The 22,738-nt window shown below is 59.4% G+C and carries 18 protein-coding genes and 1 pseudogene; 12 read left to right on the top strand and 7 right to left on the bottom strand.

Features of this window, described 5'->3' with window-relative positions; translation table 11 throughout:
* Positions 1-2,715, top strand: a complete 2,715-nt coding sequence (locus HSS18214_RS0102480) for a sensor histidine kinase (protein ID WP_040460758.1) — start codon at positions 1-3, stop codon at positions 2,713-2,715.
* 354 nt (positions 2,716-3,069) lie between these two features.
* On the opposite strand, the gene HSS18214_RS0102470 is transcribed toward HSS18214_RS0102480, so the two are convergent.
* Together HSS18214_RS0102470 and HSS18214_RS0102465 are read right to left on the bottom strand one after the other, a co-directional pair.
* On the bottom strand, positions 3,070-3,402 hold the full coding sequence (locus tag HSS18214_RS0102470; protein ID WP_016913726.1) for an HlyU family transcriptional regulator: 333 nt from the start codon (positions 3,400-3,402) through the stop codon (positions 3,070-3,072).
* A 54-nt stretch (positions 3,403-3,456) separates the two neighbouring features.
* Positions 3,457-4,677: an argininosuccinate synthase gene (locus HSS18214_RS0102465; RefSeq protein WP_016913725.1), complete on the bottom strand. Its 1,221-nt coding sequence runs from the start codon at positions 4,675-4,677 to the stop codon at positions 3,457-3,459.
* A gap of 213 nt (positions 4,678-4,890) precedes the next feature.
* Here HSS18214_RS0102465 and rnt point away from each other — a divergent pair, with 213 nt between their 5' ends.
* Both rnt and HSS18214_RS0102455 read left to right on the top strand, forming a co-directional pair.
* Entirely contained in the window at positions 4,891-5,562 is a 672-nt protein-coding gene (gene rnt, locus HSS18214_RS0102460) for a ribonuclease T (RefSeq protein ID WP_016913724.1), read from the top strand.
* A 128-nt stretch (positions 5,563-5,690) separates the two neighbouring features.
* Positions 5,691-6,950, top strand: coding sequence for a 6-phosphofructokinase (locus tag HSS18214_RS0102455; RefSeq protein WP_016913723.1), 1,260 nt, complete (start codon positions 5,691-5,693; stop codon positions 6,948-6,950).
* Positions 6,951-7,016: 66 nt separating this feature from the next.
* On the opposite strand, the gene HSS18214_RS0102450 is transcribed toward HSS18214_RS0102455, so the two are convergent.
* Entirely contained in the window at positions 7,017-8,732 is a 1,716-nt protein-coding gene (locus HSS18214_RS0102450; protein WP_026001674.1) for a bifunctional protein-serine/threonine kinase/phosphatase, read from the bottom strand.
* A gap of 259 nt (positions 8,733-8,991) precedes the next feature.
* Here HSS18214_RS0102450 and ppa point away from each other — a divergent pair, with 259 nt between their 5' ends.
* The 8 genes from ppa (at position 8,992) to purH (ending at position 17,875) form a co-directional block, all read left to right on the top strand.
* Positions 8,992-9,522, top strand: a complete 531-nt coding sequence (gene ppa / locus HSS18214_RS0102445) for an inorganic diphosphatase (RefSeq protein ID WP_016913721.1) — start codon at positions 8,992-8,994, stop codon at positions 9,520-9,522.
* 186 nt (positions 9,523-9,708) lie between these two features.
* On the top strand, positions 9,709-11,574 hold the full coding sequence (gene dsbD, locus HSS18214_RS0102440; RefSeq protein ID WP_016913720.1) for a protein-disulfide reductase DsbD: 1,866 nt from the start codon (positions 9,709-9,711) through the stop codon (positions 11,572-11,574).
* A gap of 325 nt (positions 11,575-11,899) precedes the next feature.
* Positions 11,900-12,361 carry an acetyl-CoA carboxylase biotin carboxyl carrier protein gene (gene accB, locus HSS18214_RS0102435; protein ID WP_016913719.1) on the top strand — a complete coding sequence of 154 codons (462 nt, stop codon included), beginning with the start codon at positions 11,900-11,902 and terminating at the stop codon, positions 12,359-12,361.
* Positions 12,362-12,391: 30 nt separating this feature from the next.
* Positions 12,392-13,732, top strand: coding sequence for an acetyl-CoA carboxylase biotin carboxylase subunit (accC, locus tag HSS18214_RS0102430; RefSeq protein WP_016913718.1), 1,341 nt, complete (start codon positions 12,392-12,394; stop codon positions 13,730-13,732).
* A gap of 126 nt (positions 13,733-13,858) precedes the next feature.
* On the top strand, positions 13,859-14,773 hold the full coding sequence (gene prmA, locus HSS18214_RS0102425) for a 50S ribosomal protein L11 methyltransferase (protein ID WP_016913717.1): 915 nt from the start codon (positions 13,859-13,861) through the stop codon (positions 14,771-14,773).
* 99 nt (positions 14,774-14,872) lie between these two features.
* Positions 14,873-15,913, top strand: a complete 1,041-nt coding sequence (gene dusB / locus HSS18214_RS17760; RefSeq protein WP_016913716.1) for a tRNA dihydrouridine synthase DusB — start codon at positions 14,873-14,875, stop codon at positions 15,911-15,913.
* Positions 15,910-16,233, top strand: a complete 324-nt coding sequence (gene fis / locus HSS18214_RS0102415) for a DNA-binding transcriptional regulator Fis (RefSeq protein WP_016913715.1) — start codon at positions 15,910-15,912, stop codon at positions 16,231-16,233. The genes dusB and fis overlap by 4 nt, the downstream gene beginning before the upstream one ends.
* Positions 16,234-16,294: 61 nt before the next feature.
* Positions 16,295-17,875: a bifunctional phosphoribosylaminoimidazolecarboxamide formyltransferase/IMP cyclohydrolase gene (gene purH / locus HSS18214_RS0102410; RefSeq protein WP_016913714.1), complete on the top strand. Its 1,581-nt coding sequence runs from the start codon at positions 16,295-16,297 to the stop codon at positions 17,873-17,875.
* Between the two features lie 47 nt (positions 17,876-17,922).
* Here the strand turns inward: purH and HSS18214_RS0102405 are convergent, their stop codons facing one another.
* Complete coding sequence (locus HSS18214_RS0102405) at positions 17,923-19,380, bottom strand: NAD-dependent succinate-semialdehyde dehydrogenase (RefSeq protein WP_016913713.1); 1,458 nt, start codon at positions 19,378-19,380, stop codon at positions 17,923-17,925.
* 132 nt (positions 19,381-19,512) lie between these two features.
* Complete coding sequence (gene folE, locus HSS18214_RS0102400; protein WP_016913712.1) at positions 19,513-20,064, bottom strand: GTP cyclohydrolase I FolE; 552 nt, start codon at positions 20,062-20,064, stop codon at positions 19,513-19,515.
* A gap of 325 nt (positions 20,065-20,389) precedes the next feature.
* Here folE and HSS18214_RS0102395 point away from each other — a divergent pair, with 325 nt between their 5' ends.
* A complete protein-coding gene (locus HSS18214_RS0102395; RefSeq protein ID WP_040460754.1) occupies positions 20,390-20,965 on the top strand; it encodes a TraB/TrbI/VirB10 family type IV secretion system protein in 576 nt (191 codons plus the stop codon).
* Between the two features lie 52 nt (positions 20,966-21,017).
* On the opposite strand, the pseudogene HSS18214_RS17755 reads toward HSS18214_RS0102395, so the two are convergent.
* Together HSS18214_RS17755 and HSS18214_RS17750 are read right to left on the bottom strand one after the other, a co-directional pair.
* Positions 21,018-22,003: pseudogene (locus HSS18214_RS17755) on the bottom strand (serine/threonine protein kinase).
* A 32-nt stretch (positions 22,004-22,035) separates the two neighbouring features.
* A partial coding sequence (locus HSS18214_RS17750) for a ComFC family protein (RefSeq protein ID WP_337459480.1) occupies positions 22,036-22,738 on the bottom strand: 703 nt, incomplete at its 5' end.

The raw sequence follows: 22,738 nt of genomic DNA, 5'->3' as shown, positions 1-22,738 counted from the left end.
ATGCGTACCGACCTGGTGGTGATTGGCGCTGCCTTCAGCTACTTGGCACTGCTGTTCATGGTGGCCGCTTGGGGAGACCGCCGCGCCGAACAGGGGCGCTCGCTGATTGGCTCGCCCACGGTGTATGCGCTCTCCATTGCGGTCTACTGTACCGCCTGGACCTTTTACGGCAGCGTGGGCCGGGCCGCGCAGTTTGGCCCTAGCTTCTTGCTCATCTATCTGGGGCCAACGCTGGCCATGCTGCTGGCGCCTTTCACGCTGCGCAAGATGGTGCGCATTGCGGCTCAGCAGCGGATCACCTCGATTGCCGACTTCATCAGTGCTCGTTATGGCAAGAGTTCTCTGCTGGGTGCTCTGGTGGCCCTTATGGCCTTGATTACCATCACGCCTTATATCGCGCTGCAGCTCAAGGCGATCACGGTCAGCCATGCAGTGCTGATGAATTACCCGTTGAGTGCCGACGCGACCCTGGCCACCGAGCGGTTCTGGAGTGATCGCTCGTTCTGGATCGCCATGGTACTGGCCGTGTTCATCATTCTGTTCGGCACTCGGCATCTGGATGCCAGCGAGCGCCATGAGGGCATGGTCGCGGCCATTGCGGTCGAATCGCTGGTCAAGCTGGTGGCGTTTCTAGCGGTAGGCATCTTCGTCACCTTCGTGCTGTTCGAGGGGCCTGCCGCCCTGTTCGCACAGGCCGCGGCCATGCCGGAGCTGGCCAACGCCATGCGGCTGGAGAGTGTACCCGGCGGGGCCACCGGCTGGGTGGGCATGCTGCTGCTCGCGTTTCTGGCTTTTTTGACCCTGCCACGTCAGTTCCAGGTACTGGTCGTCGAGAACGTCGATGAGCAGCACCTGATTCGCGCCAGCTGGCTGTTTCCGCTCTACATGCTGCTGATCAACCTGTTCGTGATTCCCATTGCCCTGGCGGGGCTGCTGCTGGATGCCGGAGACCCGGACAGCTTCGTGCTGACGCTGCCTCTCTCCGCAGGTCTCGAGGGCCTGCCCTTGTTGGTGTTCATCGGTGGGCTGTCCGCGGCCACGGGGATGGTGATCGTGGAAACCATCGCGCTCTCCACCATGGTGAGCAACCAACTGGTCATGCCGCTGTTGCTCAAGGTCAAAGGGCTCTATATCGGCAGCCACGGCAAGCTGGCCGATTGGCTGCTGGGGATACGCCGAATCGCCATCGTCGTGATTCTGCTGATGGGGTATCTCTACCACGCGCTGATTGGCGACACTTACAGCCTGGTCACCATCGGACTGGTCTCGTTTGCGGGCGTCGCTCAATTTGCCCCTGCGCTGCTGATCGGCCTTTACTGGCGCGGCGCCACCCGCCAAGGGGCGGCCGCGGCTCTGGTAGCAGGCTTTATCGTCTGGTTCTACACCCTGCTGCTGCCGGGCTTTGCTCAATCGGGATGGCTGGATAGCGCGCTGATCACCCAGGGCCCTTGGGGGCTAGCGTGGCTGTCGCCCTATGCCCTGCTGGGCCTGACCGGCTGGGACATTTATACCCACTCACTGTTCTGGAGCATGCTGTGCAATGTGGGACTGCTGGTGGGTGTGTCGCTGTTTACCCGGCCCACGCCGCTGGAACAGACTCAGGCAGCGCTCTTCACCGGCGCCATGCACCCGGGCCTGCACACGACCTCTCTATGGCGAGGCGAAACCACCGAAGGCGCCCTACACGCCCTGCTCATCCGCTACCTGGGCAGTACGGCCACCGAGCGCGTGTTTACCCAACATGGGCCGCTGAACAAAACACAGCCTGCTTCCAGCGGTCTGATCACGCGGGCCGAGCAGGCGCTGGCAGGCTCGCTGGGCAGTGCCTCCGCCAGCGTGTTGATCAATTCGGTGCTGCGCGGTGAAGCGCTGGACGTTGCCTCGGTGATGAGCATTCTGGATACCACGTCACAGACGCTGGAGTACAACCGTCGCCTTGAGCAGAAATCCCAGGAGCTGGCCCGGGTGGGCAAGGAACTGCGCAGTGCCAATGAGCGGCTGCGCGAGCTGGACCGGATGAAAGATGAGTTCGTGGCCATGGTCAGCCATGAGTTACGAACCCCCCTGACGTCGATTCGCTCGTTTGCCGAAATATTGCGCGATACGCCGGACATCAGCGATGACAAGCGCCATCAGTTCCTGGCCATCATGGTGCAGGAAAGCGAACGACTTTCCCGGCTAATCGAGGAAATACTCGACTTGGCGCGTCTGGAAAGTGGACGTTTCACCATGTCACCCCAACCCGTCGATCTGGTAGTATTAGCCCGACAAAGCAGCGACGCACTGGCCCGCTTGCATCAAGAAGAAGCCCTGACCTTTGAATTGGTGGTGCAGCCCGAGACTGCCATGGTAGAAGCCGACCCCGACAGGCTGGAACAGGTGATCATCAATCTGCTGGAAAACGCGCGCAAGTTCGCGCACCACACCCACCCAGAGATAATGCTAAGCGTAGAAGCCTATGAAGATCATTTTCGTCTGAGCGTGGACGATAATGGGCCAGGCATTCCCGAAGAAGAAAGGGAGCATGTTTTCGAAAAGTTCTATCAGTTGCAGCGCAACGGACACTCCAGCCCACAGCGACCCAAAGGCAGTGGGCTGGGATTACCCATCAGCCGTGCCATCGTTCTGCATCTCGGGGGAAAATTGTGGGCAGAGGCCTCGCCCTTGGGTGGCACTCGGATGTCGATTGAACTCCCTGCACAGCTTGATAAGTGAAAAAATGTGACAGGCAAGCGTATCTGAATGTAACTGGCATGTTCTTCATCTTGTACGCTATTCTTGGCTTTCTAAATGCATTTACCCCGCCAGGCAGAGTAGGATATTGCAGAAGAGACATTTATTGTGGGGCTTTTCTCGCATATGCCAATCATTTTGGGTATTGATCTGGTCACAATGCTGCAAGAGCTGCCTTTAAGTCCGAATGTCCATAAAGCGCTAGCAAGCCATGTTGGCGTATGGGGCAGCTTTTAGAGGATGTAGAGGCCTTTGAACAGGGCGCCTTATTAGCGGCACCTGCAGACTTGATGCTGCAGGCCGCCGCAGAAGCGCGCACCCTGATGGATTCACAGCTTAGTTAGGGGTACCGCTTTCACGACGGGGGTCCGGTTCGAACATCGCGTCCCCCACCTCATCGATGAAGCGCTGCGCCTTGCTGACCATCAGCGCATCGCAGGCATCACGCCCTGGCAGCATGTCAGAACGCTCGAAACGGTGCTCTTGAACGCTATCACCCGCAATGGCTTTACGAATCACACCGCTGACACGGTACTGGCCACTCTGGTCATCCGGCTGGGAAATGATCAGGTACTCTTTGTAGGCGACAGGCTCTGCCGCCTTGGTGCCCGAAGCGCCTCCACGCTCATCGCTTGACCCAAACAGGCCCGCAAGTAGTTTTTTAAACATGACCACTCCAGGAAAGAGTGACCAACCCATCGGGGCTGGTCACAAGGGAAGAGACTAGCTTTGCTGGCGACCTTTACCGGCCGCAATGCGCAGGCGCAGTGCGTTCAGCTTGATGAAGCCTTCGGCATCTTTCTGATTGTAGGCACCGGCATCGTCTTCGAAGGTGGCAATGGACTCGTCGAACAGCGACTGCTCAGATTTGCGGCCCACCACCGTGGCATTGCCCTTGTAGAGTTTCATGCGCACGACGCCTGAAACGTTTTTCTGCGTTTCGTCAATGGCCGCCTGCAGCATGCGACGCTCGGGGCTCCACCAGTAGCCGTTGTAGATCACTTCGGCGTACTTGGGCATCAGCTGATCTTTCAGGTGTGCTTCTTCACGGTCCAGCGTCAGCGACTCGATCGCGCGGTGGGCACGCAGCATGATCGTGCCTCCGGGAGTTTCGTAGCAGCCGCGAGACTTCATGCCCACATAGCGGTTTTCGACGATATCCAGACGACCGATACCGTTGTCGCCGCCCAGCTTGTTGAGCTTTTCGAGGATTTCATGGGGCTTCAACGGCTCGCCATCGATGGCCACGATATCGCCTTGCTCAAAGGTCAGTTCGACGTAGGTGGGCTGCTCAGGGGCGGCTTCCGGTGAAACGCTCCAGCGCCACATGTCTTCTTCGGCTTCGGCCCATGGGTCTTCCAGAATGCCGCCTTCGTAGGAGATGTGCAGCAGGTTGGCATCCATGGAGTACGGGGATTTCTTCTTCTTGTTGGAGAAATCCACCGGGATATTGTGCTCTTCGCAGTAGGCCATCAGCTTCTCGCGGGAAGTGAGGTCCCACTCGCGCCAGGGCGCGATGACCTTGACGCCCGGCTTGAGCGCATAGCCGCCCAGCTCGAAACGCACCTGGTCGTTGCCTTTGCCGGTCGCACCGTGGGAAATGGCGTCGGCGCCGGTTTCGTTGGCGATTTCAATCAACCGCTTGGCAATCAGCGGGCGAGCGATGGAAGTACCCAGCAGGTATTCGCCTTCATAAATGGTGTTGGCACGGAACATGGGGAAGACGTAATCACGCACGAACTCTTCACGCAGGTCTTCGATATAGATTTCCTTGACACCCAGCGCTTGGGCCTTGGCACGCGCGGGCTCGACTTCCTCACCTTGACCGATGTCGGCAGTGAAGGTCACTACCTCGCAGTTGTAGGTCTCTTGCAACCACTTGACGATAACGGATGTGTCCAGGCCGCCTGAATATGCCAGCACAACCTTTTTGACATCGGACATTCTTTGCTCCTCTTGAATATAAACGCAGTTCACCAGAATCGGTAGCACGCTCGGGCGCTACCCATCACTCCTGGCACCCAGTATAGCGCTCTCGTTGCCCAGCGAATACCGTCAACGACGCCTTGGGCCCAAAGCTGCTAGAATCAGCACATTCGTGGCGACTCCCCATAACCGCCACTGTGTTCGATTACTCGCTTTACTAAGGAGAGCTGCATGAGCGAGGCAATTGCCCGCGATCTGATGGCCCAGCGTTTTCGCAGTTACCTGCCGGTGGTCATTGACCTGGAAACGGGGGGATTCAATGCCCAGACGGATGCCGTACTGGAAATTGCCGCTGTGACGCTCACCATGGACCCGGAAGGCAATCTACTGCCCGACGCCACCTATGCTTACCATATTCACCCCTTCGAAGGGGCCAATGTGGAGCAGTCGGCTCTCGATTTCACGGGCATCAACCTGGATGACCCGCTGCGCCGCCAGGTCGCCTTGAGCGAGTCCGAGGCGTTGGGGGAAATCTTTCGCCCCATTCGCAAGTCCATCAAGGCGCATGGCTGCTCTCGCGCCATTCTGGTAGGCCACAACGCGGCGTTCGATCAAGGGTTTCTGAACGCAGCCGCCAATCGGTGTGGCGTCAAGCGCAACCCGTTTCATCCGTTCTCGAGTTTCGATACAGCGACCCTGGCGGGCTTCGTTTACGGCCAGACCGTGCTGGCACGCGCCTGTCGTGCGGCGGGTATCGAATTCGACAACAAATCCGCCCACTCCGCCCGTTATGATACCGAGCGCACCGCCGAACTGTTCTGTGCCATGGTCAATCGCTACAAGGATCTGGGCGGCTGGCGGCTGGCGTTGAAAGAGCAAGCCATGGACGCAGGCGAGGAGTAGTTCCCTGACCTTGCCCTGCGTGTAATGCAGTGGCAACGGCTTTAGGCTAAACTCCGCAGCATTTACTGATAAACCCGAAAACTCATTTAGCTAGCAACACGACACTCGCTCAGGAGACGAAACGTTCCATGGCCCTGCACAATGCCTTTTATGCCCAGTCCGGTGGCGTCACCGCCGTCATCAATGCCAGCGCCTGTGGCGTGATCGAAGCGTGTCGGCAAGCTCCCAACCAAATCGGCAAGGTGTATGCCGGCCATAACGGCATCATCGGCGCCCTGACCGAAGATCTGATCGACGTCAGCCAGGAGAGCGACGACGCCATTGCCGCGCTGCGCCATACCCCGGGCGGTGCTTTTGGCTCGTGTCGCTACAAGCTCAAGGATATCGACACCCACCGCACCCAGTACGAGCGCTTGATCGAGGTCTTCAAAGCCCACGATATTCGCTACTTCTTCTACAACGGCGGAGGTGATAGCGCCGACACGTGTCTCAAGGTATCCCAGCTATCGGAAAAAATGGGCTATCCGCTGACCGCCATTCACGTCCCGAAAACCGTCGACAACGATCTGCCCATCACCGACAACAGCCCCGGATTTGGTAGTGTGGCCAAGTACATTGCCACTTCTACTCGCGAAGCGTCTCTGGACATCGCCTCGATGTGTGCCACGTCTACCAAGGTGTTCGTGCTCGAGGTCATGGGGCGTCATGCAGGCTGGATTGCGGCGGCGGGTGGCCTGGCCGGGGAAGGCGAAGGTGAACCGCCTCACCTGATCATCTTCCCCGAGGTAGCCTTCAACCGTAAAGCGGTCATGGCCAGGGTCGATGAGAGCGTCAAGAAGTACGGCTACTGCGTCATCGTGGTATCTGAAGGGGCACGCTACGAAGACGGCACCTTCCTCGCAGACGCGGGCAACACCGACGCCTTTGGCCACCGCCAACTAGGCGGCGTAGCCCCCACTCTGGCGGGCATGATCAAGCAGGACCTGGGTTACAAGTACCACTGGGCCGTGGCTGACTATCTGCAGCGGGCGGCGCGCCACTTGGCCTCCAAAACCGATGTGGAGCAGGCCTATGCCGTGGGCCGCGAAGCCGTGACGCTGGCGCTGGCAGGCAAGAACTCCATGATGCCCGCGATTCGTCGTATCTCTCAGACCCCGTACCAATGGGACGTGATCTCTGCTCCCTTGGCACAAATCGCTAACCAGGAAAAGTTCATGCCACGCGACTTCATCAGCGACAGTGGCTTCGACATCACTCAGCAGTGCCGCGACTACCTCTCCCCGCTGATTCAAGGTGAAGACTTCCCGCCCTTCGAAAACGGCCTGCCCAAGGTCGCCAAGCTGAAGCTGGCGAAAGTGGCGCAGAAACTGCCCACGTTCACGCTGTAATTCGGCCTGAACGACCCGCAGTCGCGATAGAAGGGATGGCCCAGGCCATCCCTTCTGCGTTCTGACCTAGCGTAACAGCCAGGAGAGCACTAACAGCAGCAGAAGTATGCCCGCCACCCCCTGCCAGAACCGCCGAGCTTCTGGGCGCGGCTCTTCACGTACTGGCAAGCGACCCAAGGGCACACGCAGCGCGTAGAGGAACTCTGACATCCGGCGAAAGCGCAGCGCACGCTGGGAGTCCAACGCTCGGCGCAGCGCCTCATCCAACTCCGGGGTAATCTCAGGGTTGGTGGTACGCGCGCTGCGATAGGCCAGCTCTTCAAGATCGGTATGGCTGCGCAGGCGGTTAGGCGTCAACAGGTACGGCAGCTCACCGGTCAGTAACCAGTAAACGGTCGAAGCCAGCGAATACTGGTCGCTGCGGCGGCCAATGGTGTCGCCCAGCGCATACTCAGGCGCCGTATGCTCGCAAAGACCTACCTGCCGCAGCAGGTCGCCGGATTGGCGATGGCCATCCACCTCGCGCATGTGGCAGGCGCTAAAGTCGGCCAGCACGACTTTACCGTGCTGGTCGATCAGTACATTATCCGGGTTGATTTGCTGATGAATGATATCTCGGTGGTGCAGTGCCTGTACCGCCTTGCCCAGCTGGTTGGCAATGTCCAGACGCTGGTTCAAGCTGGCTTGAGGGTGGCGCTGCGCCCACTCACGCAACGTCTCGCCCTCCACGTTCTGCATGAGATAGTAGAGATAGCGGCGTGGACGCGACAGCTCCATGACCTTGACCACAAAGGGGGAGTTGACTCGCTCGACTACCCACTGCTGCAGCAGGAAGTGCTCCAGGTAGGCGTTGCGCAGCGAAAGCTCCGGGCTTGGCGCTTTCATGACCATGATACGGTCGCTGTGCACGTCGCGCACGCGGTAGACCCTGGACTGGGCGTTTCGCGACAGCACCGCCTGTATTTCGAGGCCATCCAGCCGCTCGCCTACCGCCAGTTCCGGAGGAATGGGCAGGTCTCCATACAGCATACTGGGGGTATCGCTGGGCTCTTCCGGCAGCTCATCGACCCGCAGTATCTGGAAGCAGAACTGCTCACCCCCATAACCTCGCTCCTGGGCGCGCTGCTTGGCCTCGCTGGCCAGGCGCTCACAGGCCGCATCGAGATCGCTGGCATCTTCACGAATCAAGCGCACATAGTCAGACGGCATGAGCGTGCCGCGCACGGCCTGGGTGGTGAAGACGAAAAAATCTCCCTGCTTGAGCGGCAGATGGGTGTAATCGATGTCCAGGCTGCCATCCATGCCCAATGCCCGAGAAGGATAGCGGTACCCCCCCACGTCGGTTACATGGTCACGAGTCAACTGTTCGAACTCGGCCCCACGCAGACGAAAGACCAGCGTGTCCCCCATATGAAACAGGTGCCCTTCGCGGCCAAGCAATACCAGGGCAGACATGGAGGACACAAAACCGCCTTCCTTGACGTGCTGACTCTGGCTATAACACCAGCTGTTGAGCGCCCTCAAGACACGGGTGGCGGACGTCTTGGTATCCCAGTGCTCGGGGGTGGAGTAATAGTCGGACAAAAAGCCACGCACGCTTAGATCACCTGCCTGCTTGGCCATGGTATTGCGCGACAGCGAGTCGCTGATGACGGCACAGCCACCTTTCGATTTCAATACGGGCGCATCCGGCAGGCGCACCGACATGGAGCTGCGATGCTGGCGGCGCTGCGGGGCAACGAAAGCCTGACCATAACTGATTAGCAACTGGGCGTGCGCCAACTCATCCTCCTGGACATAAAGGTCCTTGCCACGATCACACGGCGACATGATACACGCTGCGACGCCGAAACGATGCCCACCAAACGTCGCGTCGGCCATCAAAGAGCACTCCGCCCCCTGTCTTCATCAACGTCAAACACCTATGTCGCATTGGTAATCTGGCAGTCATGTTCGTATAATTCTGCCCTATTAATGCAATGCATCAATTGTTTGACATCTGCCTCAATCGCAATAGATAAGCCAAGCCAAGGAACTCAAGATGAACTTCGATAACATCCCCGCTGGAAAGGATCTGCCCAACGATATCTATGTGGCGATCGAAATTCCTGCCAACCACGCGCCGATCAAATACGAAATCGACAAGGATATGGGTGCGCTGTTGGTTGACCGTTTCATGGCCACCCCCATGTTTTACCCGGCCAACTACGGCTTCATCCCTCACACCCTGGCAGATGACGGCGACCCCCTCGACGCACTCGTGGTGACCCCCTACCCGGTCGCTCCCGGCAGTGTCATTCGCGCCCGCCCGGTAGGCATCCTGAACATGACTGACGAAGCAGGCGAAGACGCCAAGCTGGTATGCGTACCTCATGCCAAGCTGTCTGCCCTCTATGATGACGTCAAGGAAGTCACCGACCTGCCAGAACTGCTGCGCCAGCAGATTGCCCACTTCTTCGAGAACTACAAGGACCTGGAGAAAGGCAAATGGGTCAAGGTAGAGTCATGGGAAGGGGTTGAAGCCGCTCGCAAGGCCATCGAAAAATCGGTGGCGGCTTACAAGAAGTCCTGAGTCGACGTTCAAGTGGCAAACGTTCTGCCATGATTCGTCCAAGGCCGCCTTCGGGCGGCCTTTTGCATACTGGGTTAAGCGAACATGAAGTAGCGCGTCACGTCACCGCAGCCGCTACGCCTGGGCGAACGGTTACGGTATTCTGCGTGCTATTGTTGCCTCGACACCGCTGCGTAAGGAAACCTCGTGTTACTGCTCAAACGCTTCTCTCTTTTTTGCCTACTGGCCTGCTTGCCATTGCTGGCGCAAGGCCAATGGTTTTCGTCCAGTAATCAAAGCGATTTTCTGCCTGTCATGGAGGCGTTCCAACCCAGCGCCTGGCATGACGCAGAAACGCTGTATATCGGCATCGACATTGCCGATGAGTACTATCTTTATCGGCACCAGCTCGCGGTTGCCAGCCTGCAGGACGATCTCCGCCTGGAAGCCCCCATTATCGCCGAGGGCACGTTCACCAACGATGAGTTCATGGGCGACGTCTATATCTTTCGCGACAGTCTGGTGTTCGAAGTACCCTTTTCCGCGCCCCATTCTGGCCCGGCCCATATCGAGCTGACGTTTCAAGGGTGTGCCGATGCCGGACTTTGCTACCCGCCAGAGCGGGTAACGCTGGAAGCTCCGCAAGCGTCACCCCCCAGCCAGTTCGCCCAATGGAGTGAACACCAGGGGACGGATGCTCCAGCCAATACTGCATCAACAAGCGACGCGCAGTCCTCTATCGCCCAACCCTCAGCCTTTACTGCCCCGCAAAGCGAGGACAGCCGTTTTCGCCACCTGATGAGCGAGGCCAGCCTGCCCTTGATGCTAGGGCTATTCTTTGTGGCGGGTATCGGCTTGACCTTTACGCCCTGCGTGCTGCCCATGATTCCCATTCTCTCCTCCATCGTGGTAGGGCAAAACCCGACCAGACCCCGTGCTTTCGTGCTGTCAGCCAGCTACGTGCTGGGCATGGCCAGCACCTATGCGCTGGTGGGCGTGCTGATGGGGCTGTTTGGCGCAGGCTTGAACCTGCAGGCACATCTTCAGTCAGCGCCGGTGCTCATCACCTTTGCACTGCTGTTCACCCTCTTTGCGCTGGCCATGTTCGGCGCCTTCGATCTACGCGTTTCTCCCCGAGTGGCCAACACCGTCGACGCCTGGCAGGCGCGAGCCCAGCGCAGCGGCCCGGCAGGCCTGGCCCTGGCGGGAGCGCTCTCGGTGCTAGTGGTTTCACCGTGCGTCACGGCGCCACTGGCGGGCGCCCTGGTGTTCATATCGTCCACGGGCGATGCCATGGTGGGCGGTGCCGCCCTCTTTGCACTGGGCCTGGGCATGGGCGTGCCGCTACTGCTGGTCGGCACCTTTGGCACGACGCTGCTACCGCGCTCGGGCGCCTGGATGAACGGCGTCAAGATCGCGTTTGGCTTGCTGATGCTAGGGGTCGCCATCTGGATGATCGAACGTCTTGTGGCACCTTCCATCGGCCTGCTGCTCTGGGCAGCGCTGGCGATCGGGACTGCCCTGACGCTGGGAGCCTTGACGCTCCAGCACGCGTCGGGCTGGGCCAAGGCACGCCAAACCCTGGGCCTGATGCTGCTTGCCTGGGGGATAGCCCTGGTACTGGGGGCGGCTCAGGGTGGCACCAACCCACTACGCCCATTGACGCTGGGCAGCAGCTCGACCACCACTACTGAAACGGCACTACCGTTTGAAACGGTTAGTACGCTGGGCGAGCTACAAACCCAGCTGGCACAAGCTGCTCAATCCGATCAGCCAGTCTTCGTACACTTCACTGCCGACTGGTGCATATCCTGTAAATTAATGGAGCGAGACGTCTATCCCAATCCGCAAGTAGCCGCGCAATTGAACGATTTTCAGCGTGTCGCAGTCGATGTTACCAATACCAACGCAAACAGCAGAGAGCTATTGAATCATTTCGACCTGTTTGGCCCGCCCAGCCTGCTGTTCTTTCATCAAGGCGAAGAAGTGCGCGACGCACGTATACAGGGCGAAGTCACGGCACAAGCACTAACGCAGCACCTCGATTCACTCAAGCGGTGGCAGCAAGGTTAGCCTTGCACTAGTCTGAATGACATGGTCAGCGCAGTACGGTGCGCTGGCCATTTTTTTAGCGCTTTGTCGCCAACGTCGTCAAACGGTCGTTTAAGTCGCAAAATTAGCCACGCCTGAGGCGACCACTGGACAGTGCGCTACTTTTTCGGCAAACTCCGCAGCCATATTTGCTAAAAAGCTCATCTTTTAGCGTTGACACAGGGGTAACGTTCGCCATCGTGCAGCGTTCTCTTCGTTTTAAAATCAGGTTTACTGCGCCGCACGCAAGCAGGCAGGTTCGACCTGCTGCGCCGTGTTTTATTGATTAACGTTTGGGGCTATATAGATGGATATTCGTAAGGTCAAAAAGCTGATCGAGCTGCTGGAAGAGTCCAACATCAGCGAAATCGAAATTCAGGAAGGCGAAGAATCAGTGCGTATCAGCCGCCATCCGAATGGAGTCAGCTGGCAGCCACAGCCAATGCCACAATACGCCCAGCCCGCATACGCGCCGCAGGCTCCTGCGCCAAGCGCCCCCAGCGCCGAAGCGGAACCTCAAGGTGCCAGCTATCGCGGTGAAGCCGTCAACTCTCCCATGGTCGGCACTTTCTACCGCAGCCCGGCCCCTGGCGCCAAGGCCTTCGTGGAAGTTGGCGACACCGTAAAGCAAGGCGACACCGTGTGCATCGTCGAAGCCATGAAAATGATGAACCAGATCGAAGCCGACCGTGATGGTGTGGTCGAAGCCATTCTGGTGGAAGATGGCGAGCCGGTGGAATTCGATCAGCCCATGATCGTCCTCGCTTAATCTTTCATTACGATACGGGTGGACTCTCCCATGCTGGACAAGGTACTTATCGCGAACCGCGGCGAGATAGCCCTACGCATCTTGCGAGCGTGTAAAGAGCTAGGCATCAAGACCGTAGCGGTTCACTCCAAAGCCGACCGCGAGCTGATGCACGTTCGCCTGGCAGACGAAGCCGTCTGCATCGGCCCTGCTTCTTCCGCGCAATCCTACTTGAACATCCCAGCCTTGATCAGCGCCGCTGAGGTGACGGACTCGAGCGCGATTCACCCGGGCTATGGCTTCCTTTCCGAGAACGCCAACTTCGCCGAGCAGGTAGAACGCTCTGGCTTTACCTTTATCGGCCCCCGCGCAGAGACCATTCGCTTGATGGGCGACAAGGTCAGCGCCATCGAGGCCATGAAGGCAGCAGGCGTACCAACCGTTCCCGGTTCGGATGGCCCTCTGGGCGATGACGATGCCACCAATCTGGCCACTGCGCGCCGCATTGGCTACCCGGTGATCATCAAGGCCGCGGCCGGTGGCGGCGGGCGTGGCATGCGCGTGGTGCATACCGAAGGGCACCTGCTGTCTGCCATTACCGTCACCCGCACCGAAGCGCATGCTGCTTTTGGTGACGGCACGGTCTATATGGAGAAGTTTCTCGAGAAGCCTCGCCATGTCGAAGTGCAAGTACTTGCCGATGGTCAAGGTAACGCGATTCACCTGTTCGACAGGGACTGCTCCCTGCAGCGCCGCCACCAAAAGGTGCTGGAAGAGGCCCCAGCGCCCGGCCTGGACCCCGAGGCACGCGCCAGGGTTCTGGAAGCCTGCCGCCAAGCCTGTATCGAGATCAACTATCGCGGCGCCGGCACCTTCGAGTTCCTTTACGAAGAGGGTGAGTTCTTCTTCATCGAGATGAACACCCGGGTTCAGGTGGAGCATCCCGTGACGGAGATGGTCACCGGCGTGGATATCGTCAAGGAGCAGCTGCGCATCGCCGCCGGCATGCCGCTGTCGATTCGCCAGGAAGACGTTCAGCTCAATGGGCATGCCTTCGAATGCCGTATCAATGCCGAAGACGCCCGCACGTTCATGCCGTCTCCTGGCAAAGTGACGCTGTTCCACGTCCCAGGTGGCCTGGGCGTTCGCATGGACTCGCACCTCTACACGGGCTACACCGTTCCACCGCATTACGATTCGCTGATCGGCAAGCTGATCACCTGGGGCGCCGATCGCGACATTGCGCTGACCCGCATGCGCAATGCGCTGGACGAACTGCTGGTGGAAGGCATCAAAACCAACATCGACCTGCAGAAAGACCTGGTTCGAGACAGCTATTTCCGCCAGGGTGGCGTCAACATCCATTATCTGGAAAAGAAGCTGAGCAGCTAGTTATTGACCTGATGCTTGCAAACCTGACGCCTCCTCATCGGAGTAACGCCAGGTTGTCTACGCGGGGTGGCGATTGCCACCCCGTGAGCGTTTCATGACCATTCACTGACCCCGTGGAGACTTCTCATGCCCTGGCTGCAATTAAAAGCGCACGTTGCTCCTGAGCAGGCCGAGCTTCTTGAAGAGCTGCTGCTGGACGAGGGTGCTACGGCCATCGGCCTTCAGGATGCCCACGACGACCCCGTCTTCGAACCGGAGCGTGGCACCACGCCGCTCTGGCAAGACACCGTCCTGACGGGACTGTATGACGACCTCGATGGCATCAGCGAGATGCTGGAGCGTATCGAGGCCGCCTGGGCAGAACACATGCCCGGCGAACCCTGCCCCACCATCGAGTACGAGCTGCTGGCCGACCGGGACTGGGAGCGGGAATGGATGGATGACTTCACCCCCCTACGCATGGGCCAGCGGCTGTGGATCGTGCCCAGCTGGCTGGAGCCCCCAGAAGCAGAGGCGGTGAACCTGATCCTGGACCCCGGCCTGGCCTTTGGCACCGGCACCCATCCCACGACGGCTCTCTGCCTGGAATGGCTCGACCACCTGGCCGTGCAAGGCGTTCTGACCCACCAGCGCGTGCTGGACGTGGGCTGCGGCTCAGGCATTCTGGCCATTGCTGCCCTGAAACTGGGGGCGTCCAGCGCCGACGGAACCGACATCGACCCGCAGGCGCTGCAAGCCAGTCGCGACAATGCGCAGCGCAACGGTATTGCCGAACAGGCCTTGTCACTTTACTACCCCGAGCAACTGGCCGATGACCAGACCTACCCTATCGTGACGGCCAACATTCTGGTCGGCCCGCTGGTCGAACTATCGGGCATGATTGCCAGCCACGTGGCACCCGGAGGCCACATTGCGCTCTCGGGCATTCTTGCCAAGCAGGCCAACGACGTACTGGAAGCATATGAAGCCCAGGGACTTATCATGGAAGAGCCGACCCTGCGTGAAGGCTGGGTACGCTTGACCGGCTGGAGACCCGCATAATTTGCTGCGCTTTCCTTCATTACTGCGGCGAGTAGGCGTATCATACGCTCCCTTGAAACGCGCTATTCGTCGTTTTCATGCCTATCAAAGTGCACCGCCATGACCATGATGACTATCCAGCCCCCTGCGATTGGGCCTTATCAACTGCCCAACCCCGTGATACTTGCGCCCATGGCCGGTGTCACCGATCGTCCTTTCCGGCAGCTGTGCCGGCGTTTGGGGGCAGGCTGGGTGGTGGGTGAAATGGTCACGTCCGATCCTTCGCTCTGGCACACGCGCAAATCCCAGCTGCGTATGGATCATCAGGGTGAACCTGCACCCCGGGTGGTACAAATTGCCGGTGGCGATGCGCAGATGCTGGCCGAAGCCGCCCGCCTGAATGCCGAACTGGGCGCGCAGATCATCGACATCAACATGGGCTGCCCCGCCAAGAAAGTGTGCAACAAGGCCGCTGGCTCAGCGCTGCTGCGCGATGAAGCCCTGGTGGCCGAGATTCTCGATGCGGTGGTCAGCGCCGTCGATATTCCCGTGACGCTCAAGATTCGCACGGGCTGGTGCGCCGACTCTAACAATGGCCTGCGGATTGCCCAACTGGCCGAGTCGGCAGGCATACAGGCGCTGGCCGTGCATGGACGCCACCGCCAGCAGCGCTACACAGGCGAAGCCGAATACGACACCATCGCCGAGATCAAGTCACGACTCTCCATTCCCATCATTGCCAATGGCGACATCACTTCGCCAGAGAAGGCGGCCCGCGTGCTGCGCCATACCGGTGCCGATGCGGTCATGATTGGTCGTGGTGCCCAGGGCAATCCGTGGATCTTCCAGCAGATCACTCACTACCTGACCCATGGCGAGCACTTGCCCACCCCTGAGCTGGCAGAGCGCCGCCAGGTGTTGACCGAGCACCTGCACGCCCTGCACGCGTTCTACGGCGACACCATGGGCGTGCGCATTGCGCGCAAACATGTGGGCTGGTATCTCGATGAAGACACGCGCTTCACCCATACCGAGCAGCGCAGCTTGAAGCAGCAGTTCAATGCGCTCGCATCACCCGATGCGCAGTTTCAATGGATTGATGACGCCATGACCCATAGCGCCTCCCAGCATTTGCTAGCCAAAGGAACCCATGCCGCATGACTGAACGCGACCTGCTCTCAAGCGAAAGTTCATCGCCACTGGCGGGCACCCTGGCGGACCCGGCGACCACGGCCCAGCCTCAACCGCTGCGGGAAGCTGTCGAAACGGCCATGCGTCGCTACTTCGAGCACCTTGATGGAGGTCAGGCATCGGACCTGTATGCCATGGTGATGGCCGAAGTGGAGGCGCCGTTACTGGCCTGCGTGCTGGAGCACACCGACGGCAACCAGACCCGTGCCGCCGACGTGCTGGGCCTGAACCGCGGCACGCTGCGCAAAAAGCTCAAGCTGTATGGACTGATCGATCGTGACGCCCCTTAAGGGGCGTTGCCGTTTTTAAACCTGGCTGTTCCAACCCTAGACCTGATATATGAGCACTCCCATGGCTGATAGCACCGCTACCCCCGTCCGCCGCGCCCTGCTGAGCGTCTCCGATAAAACCGGCATTGTCGAGTTCGCACAGGGCCTCGTGAAACATGGCGTCGAACTGCTCTCGACCGGCGGCACCTACCGACTGTTGCAAGAGAACGACGTCCCCGTGACCGAAGTCTCCGAACATACCGGTTTTCCAGAAATCATGGACGGCCGGGTCAAGACCCTGCATCCCAAAATCCATGGTGGCATTCTGGCCCGTCGCGGTCAGGACGACGCCGTGATGGCCGATAACGATATCAGCCCCATCGACATGGTCGTGGTGAACCTCTACCCGTTCGCGGCCACCATCGCCAAACCGGATTGCACGCTGGAAGACGCCATCGAGAACATCGATATTGGTGGCCCTACCATGGTGCGCGCCTGCGCCAAGAACCATGCCTACACCACTATCGTCGTCAACGCGGACGACTACTCCCGCGTGTTGAACGAGCTGGCCGAGCATGGCGGCCAGGTGACTCAGCCGACGCGTTTCGACCTGGCCGTCAAGGCATTCGAACACACGGCGGGTTATGACGGCGCCATTGCCGACTACCTGGGCCGCAAAGTGGCCAGCGAAGAAACTACCTTCTCGCGCACGTTCAACCTGCAACTGCACAAGAAGCAGGACATGCGCTACGGTGAAAACCCGCACCAGCAGGCAGCTTTCTACGTCGACCCCGAGGCCAGCGAGCCCAGCGTGTCTACCGCTCGCATGCTTCAAGGCAAGCCGCTCTCTTTCAACAACGTGGCCGATACCGATGCTGCCTTCGAGTGCGTCAAGGCTTTCGATGACACCGCCTGCGTCATCGTCAAGCACGCCAACCCCTGCGGAGTAGCGGTGGGCGCCAACGCCCTGGAAGCGTACGACAAGGCATTTGCCACCGACCCTACCAGCGCCTTTGGCGGTATTATCGCCTTCAACGTCGCCCTGGATGCCGCCACCGCCCGCGCCATCGTTGATCGTCAGTTCGTGGAAGTCATCATTGCCCCCGGGGTAAGCGATGAAGCGGCCGCTATCGTGGCTGAAAAACAGAACGTGCGCCTGCTGGATGTCAGCGCACATTGGCCAGGCCAACCGCAGGCTGCCTACGACTTCAAGCGCGTCAATGGCGGGCTGTTGGTCCAGGAGCGCGACGAGGGTATGGTCAGTGAAGCGGAGCTGACGGTGGTCAGCGAGCGTGCGCCCACCGAGCAAGAGTTGCGTGATCTGGCGTTTGCCTGGCGCGTGGCCAAGTTCGTCAAGTCCAACGCGATCGTGTATGCCAAGGCTGGCCAGACGATTGGCGTGGGAGCAGGCCAGATGAGCCGCGTCTACTCCGCCAAAATTGCGGGTATCAAGGCTGCCGATGAAGGGCTCACGGTGCCTGGCTCCGTCATGGCGTCGGATGCCTTTTTCCCGTTCCGCGATGGCATCGATGCCGCCGCGGCGGCTGGCATCACTGCGGTGATTCAGCCGGGTGGGTCAATGCGTGACCAAGAGGTTATCGATGCGGCCAACGAAGCGGGCATTGCCATGGTCTTCACCGGCATGCGCCACTTCCGCCACTAAGCCTTTAAAAACCCCCTGCGAAGCACTTCGCAGGGGGTTTTTGAGCGTCACCCCAGATCGATGCACAGGTACTTGGTTTCCAGGTACTCCTCCAGCCCCTGATGCCCCCCTTCACGCCCCAAGCCGGATGCCTTGACACCGCCAAAGGGCGCGGCCGCGTTTGAAATCAGCCCAGTATTGATCCCCACCATGCCATACTCGAGCGCTTCGGCCACGCGCCACACCCTGGCCAGATCACGCGAATAAAAATACGCGGCCAGACCATACTGGGTATCGTTGGCCATCTCGACCGCCGTCTCCTCTTCATCGAAGGGGAACACCGCTGCCAAGGGGCCGAACGTCTCTTCCTGGGCCACTTTCATGCTGTCGTTGGCAAAGCTGACCAACGTGGGCGTGAAGAAATTCCCCCCCAATGGATGCGGGTGGCCCCCTAGCAACAGCTCGGCGCCCTTGTCGATGGCGTCCTGAACGTGCTCACTGACTTTTTTGACGCCATTTTCATCGATCAGCGGGCCAATGTTGACCCCTTCTCGCGTCCCGTCACCGACTTTCAGCTCGCTGTTCATGGCCACAGCCAGCTTCTCGCAAAACGCATTGATGACGCTGGACTGCACCAGGAAGCGGTTGGTGCAGACACACGTCTGCCCCGCATTACGGAACTTGGCGGCCATGGCGCCTTCGACGGCAGCGTCCAGATCGGCGTCTTCGAACACGATAAAGGGCGCGTTGCCGCCTAATTCCAGCGAAATCTTCTGAACGTGCTCAGCGGCTTGGGCCATCAACTGGCTGCCTACCTCGGTCGAGCCTGTAAAGGTGATCTTGCGCACCTTGGAAGAGTGAGTGAGCGCCTCTGCAATATCTGCCGCACGCCCGGGCACGACGTTGAACACACCACGCGGCACGCCCGCCCGCTCGGCCAACAGCGCCAAGGCGGTCGCCGAGAACGGCGTCTGGCTGGCAGGCTTCACGACGATGGTACAGCCCGCTGCCAAGGCAGCACCGGCTTTACGGGTGATCATCGCCGCCGGAAAATTCCACGGCGTAATGGCACCGACAACGCCCACGGGCTGCTTGGTCACCACGATACGCTGATTGGCTTTGGCTGCAGGAATGGTCTCGCCGTAGACTCGACGTGCCTCTTCGGCAAACCAGCGTAGAAAACTGGCCGCATAGGCAATCTCGCCGGCGGCTTCCTTGATCGGCTTGCCCTGCTCATAGGTCATCAGCATGGCGAGATCCTGCTGATGCTCCATCATCAGATCGTGCCATTTCATCAACACGTCGGCACGCTCTTGCGCTGTCATTCCGCGCCAGGCAGGCAGTGCAGCGTACGCAGCATCGATGGCGCGCTCGGTTTCTGCCTTGCCCAGCTTGGGCATATCACCTACGAGCTCACCCGTAGCGGGGTTCACCACCTTGATTTGCTCGCCGCTGTCGGCGGCTACCCAACTGCCGTCGATATAGGCAAATGGGCAGTAAAGCTGTGTTTCTCTCAGCGCTTCCATGACAAACTCCTGACCAGAGGATGGCCTTGCAGGCTCATTGACCTCTTCATGCTAAGACGAAATGGCACTCTTGACCAAGTTCTCGTCAGGAATCCTTGTACGTATCGTACCTTAACTGAGTGCGTATCGACCCTAGCTGATGAGCGTCAAAAACTCTTGCCGTGTTGCCTGGTTGGTGCGGAAGCCCCCTAGCATGACCGACGACGTCATGCTCGAATTCTGCTTCTCGACGCCACGCATCATCATGCACAAATGGCGAGCCTCGACCACGACGGCCACCCCTTTGGCTTGCGTGACCTGCTGCACCGCTTCGGCAATTTCACGGGTCAGATTTTCCTGGATTTGCATGCGACGTGCATACATATCCACGATACGTGCGAACTTGGACAGCCCCAGCACCTTACCGCTCGGCAGATAGGCGATGTGACATTTGCCAATGAAAGGCAGCAGATGGTGCTCACACATGGAGTAGAGCTCGATATCTTTCACCAGCACCATTTCATCGGTTTGCGACGCGAAGACAGCGCCATTGACCAGCTCTTCCAACGACTGCTGGTAACCCGCATTCAAAAACTGCATGGCCTTGGCAGCGCGCTTGGGTGTATCACGCAACCCCTCGCGATCAGGATTCTCTCCCAGGGCAGTAATAATTTGACGGTAATGCTGGGCGATTTCGTCGGTCATGTTAGGCCTCTTCATTCGGTGCGTGTTCGCTTTTACTGGATCGCCTTGGAGAAACTGTCTCGCCACGGGTGGCGCGGCACAGACATCAAAGCCCTTTCATGGGTCAGCCCTGTGGCTGCCTTGCCCGCCGCGAGCAAAAACTTATACAGGAAATATACCTTAAAATAAATTATGTACAATGCAGTAATGCAATTGCCTATTCTAACGCACATGAAGTGGCTGTGGCAGAGTGACACGCACCCCCCTTCGTGCTTATCGGTGCTGTGCTATCATAAAGGCACAATTTTCCTGCCAAATAGGCGGGTGCACTATTTGAGATCCGATTATGTCATTTAAATCATCAGCCTATTGGCTAACGGCCTTGATGGGCACAGCGATCATCACCCCCGTGCTTGCGGCAGAACCCAAACTGACACTGCCCAGTGGTGCCAGCGTGGGCGTAGAGGTGGTCGAATCCCTGCGCTTTGATAGCCAGCACGCTCGTCACAACGACATTCTCCTCCACCCTGCCCAGGCCGAGGGTAGCTCACACGAGCTGCCAGAGTATTGCCTGATGGTGGCCAATGCCCAACTGAGCGGCGAGCGCATACGTATCACCACGCAAGATGCCACGTGCATCGAAACCGAAGGCAGTGAAAGTGCCATTTACTCAGGGAAATTTGCCGCCAGCGCCTATGCTTCTGATGGGCAATACGGGATAGATTGCCCGTCAGGTAACTGCGAGCTTACTCCCGGCCAGCGCTTTTTACTGACGCTGGACGAGAGTGTAAGCATTGATGCGCAGGACAACCCCTCCGCCGAGATCAATGCAACGCGTCGGCAGGCCAATGGAGATGGCGTCGCCAACCCTATTCCCAACGAACGCCCCGACCCAGACCAGGCACCCGCAGGCAATCAATAAGCCTGGCGCCAGCCGCTGCCTGAACAAGCTGGCCTGACAATGACAGGTCAGCTTATCGGTTGCCTCCGGCAAGCCACAAAGGCGATTCCAGCTGCAGGCCCTGCTGTTCGAGCAGACGAATGTGCTGATCCCAGTACCCTCGCTCTGTCACCCAGGGAAAAGCAGCAGGAAAAGCCGGATCATCCCAGCGCGATACCAGCCAGGCCGCGTGACGAATCAAGCGATAGGCGCGCAATGGCTCGATCAACGCCAACTCATGCTCAGGGAATGCCCTTACCTCTTCATATCCTTCGATCAACTCACCCAGCTGCCCACGCCACAGCTCAGGGTCGTCTACAGGCAGCAGCATCCAGACATCCTGGATGGCGGGCGCCATCAGGCAGTCATCGAAATCCACCAGCGTAAAGTCATCATCCCGCCCCAGGATATTACCCAGATGGCAGTCACCATGAGCCCGCAGATAGGCGTCGGGGCTTAGCTGCACGTGCTCCAGGTGCCCCATCAACTTTTCCACCACGGCCTGGTATGCCCGGGACTGGTACTTGTCCAAATGAGGGCTTGCCAGGACTCGCTGCGCAGCATCGGTAACGCCATCCGTGAGCGACAAACTCTCCCGATGCTGAAACCGCTGGCGAGCGGCAACATCATGCAAGCGCCCCAAGACATTTCCCAGCGCAAACAGGTGTGCCGGGTTATCGAGCTCTGGCGCCTGGCCTACACATTGGGGGAAAAGCGCAAAGCGGAAAGTCTGGAAGTGATGCAATGAAACGCCATCAGCTGAGCACCATGGCGCGATCACAGGGACACCGGCCAGCGCCAGCTCCTTCAAGAAGTCATGCTCCTCCTGAATCGCGGCATCCGCCCAACGTCCGGGGCGATAAAACTTGACCACCCAGCGCTCGCCCTCTTCATCGCGAAACATCAGCACGCGATTTTCATAACTGTTCAAGGCAAAGGGCTCGCCTGCGGGCCAGAACCCACCGACTCGATGGCCGACATCACCAGGTCGGGCGACAGGCTGCTAAACGGGTGCGCCATGGATCACTCCTTTCATTGGGCCAGCCAGTATATCAACTCTTCTCCAGCGGCGTGCGAGACGCCGCCCACACGTCCACGCGCGTGGCACCCGCCGCCTGAGCCGCCAACGCCAGCGCATGCCCCGTGGCACCCGTCGTGACCACGTCATCGATGATGATGACCCATTCTGGCAGTGGCCCCGCCACGCGGTAGGCTCCTGCGAGGTTACGCTGACGCTCGGCTCGATTCAGCGACCGTTGCGAGGGTAGCCGCTTGTGGCACTCAGCCTCCAGCACCGGAAGCTGTAGCCGCTTTCCCAATTGTCTGGCCAACCACTGGGCCTGGTTGAAGCCTCGCTCGCGCGCCCTGGAAGGGTGCATGGGCACCGGCAACAACGCGCCCCCCAGTTGCACCGGAGGCTTGCAGAGCATCAATTCGACCAACAGCGTTCCCGCTCGCGCGGAACCATGAAACTTGAAGTCATGCACCAGTTCTGCCACGCCCTCCAGGTAGCGTAGCGCCGCCGTTGTATGCGTAAAGGCAGGGGGCGCTACCAGGCAGTGGCCACAGCGTCCACCCCCACCAGCGGGCAAGGGTTCGGCACATTGCGGGCATGCCGGCGTGTTCCAAGGCAGCTCCCGAAAGCACTGCGCGCACCACCCCTGCTCACCGCAATCCGCCGACAGGCAAAACGCACAGTAGCCCGGTAATTGGCGCGACAACCACTGGTTCACGTACTGAACCATTCGCATAGCC

The organism is Vreelandella stevensii S18214 (assembly GCF_000275725.1).
GTDB lineage: Bacteria > Pseudomonadota > Gammaproteobacteria > Pseudomonadales > Halomonadaceae > Vreelandella > Vreelandella stevensii.
The sequence above is the reverse complement of the archived record's forward strand: the minus strand, read 5'-3'. Positions and strand labels throughout refer to the sequence as shown.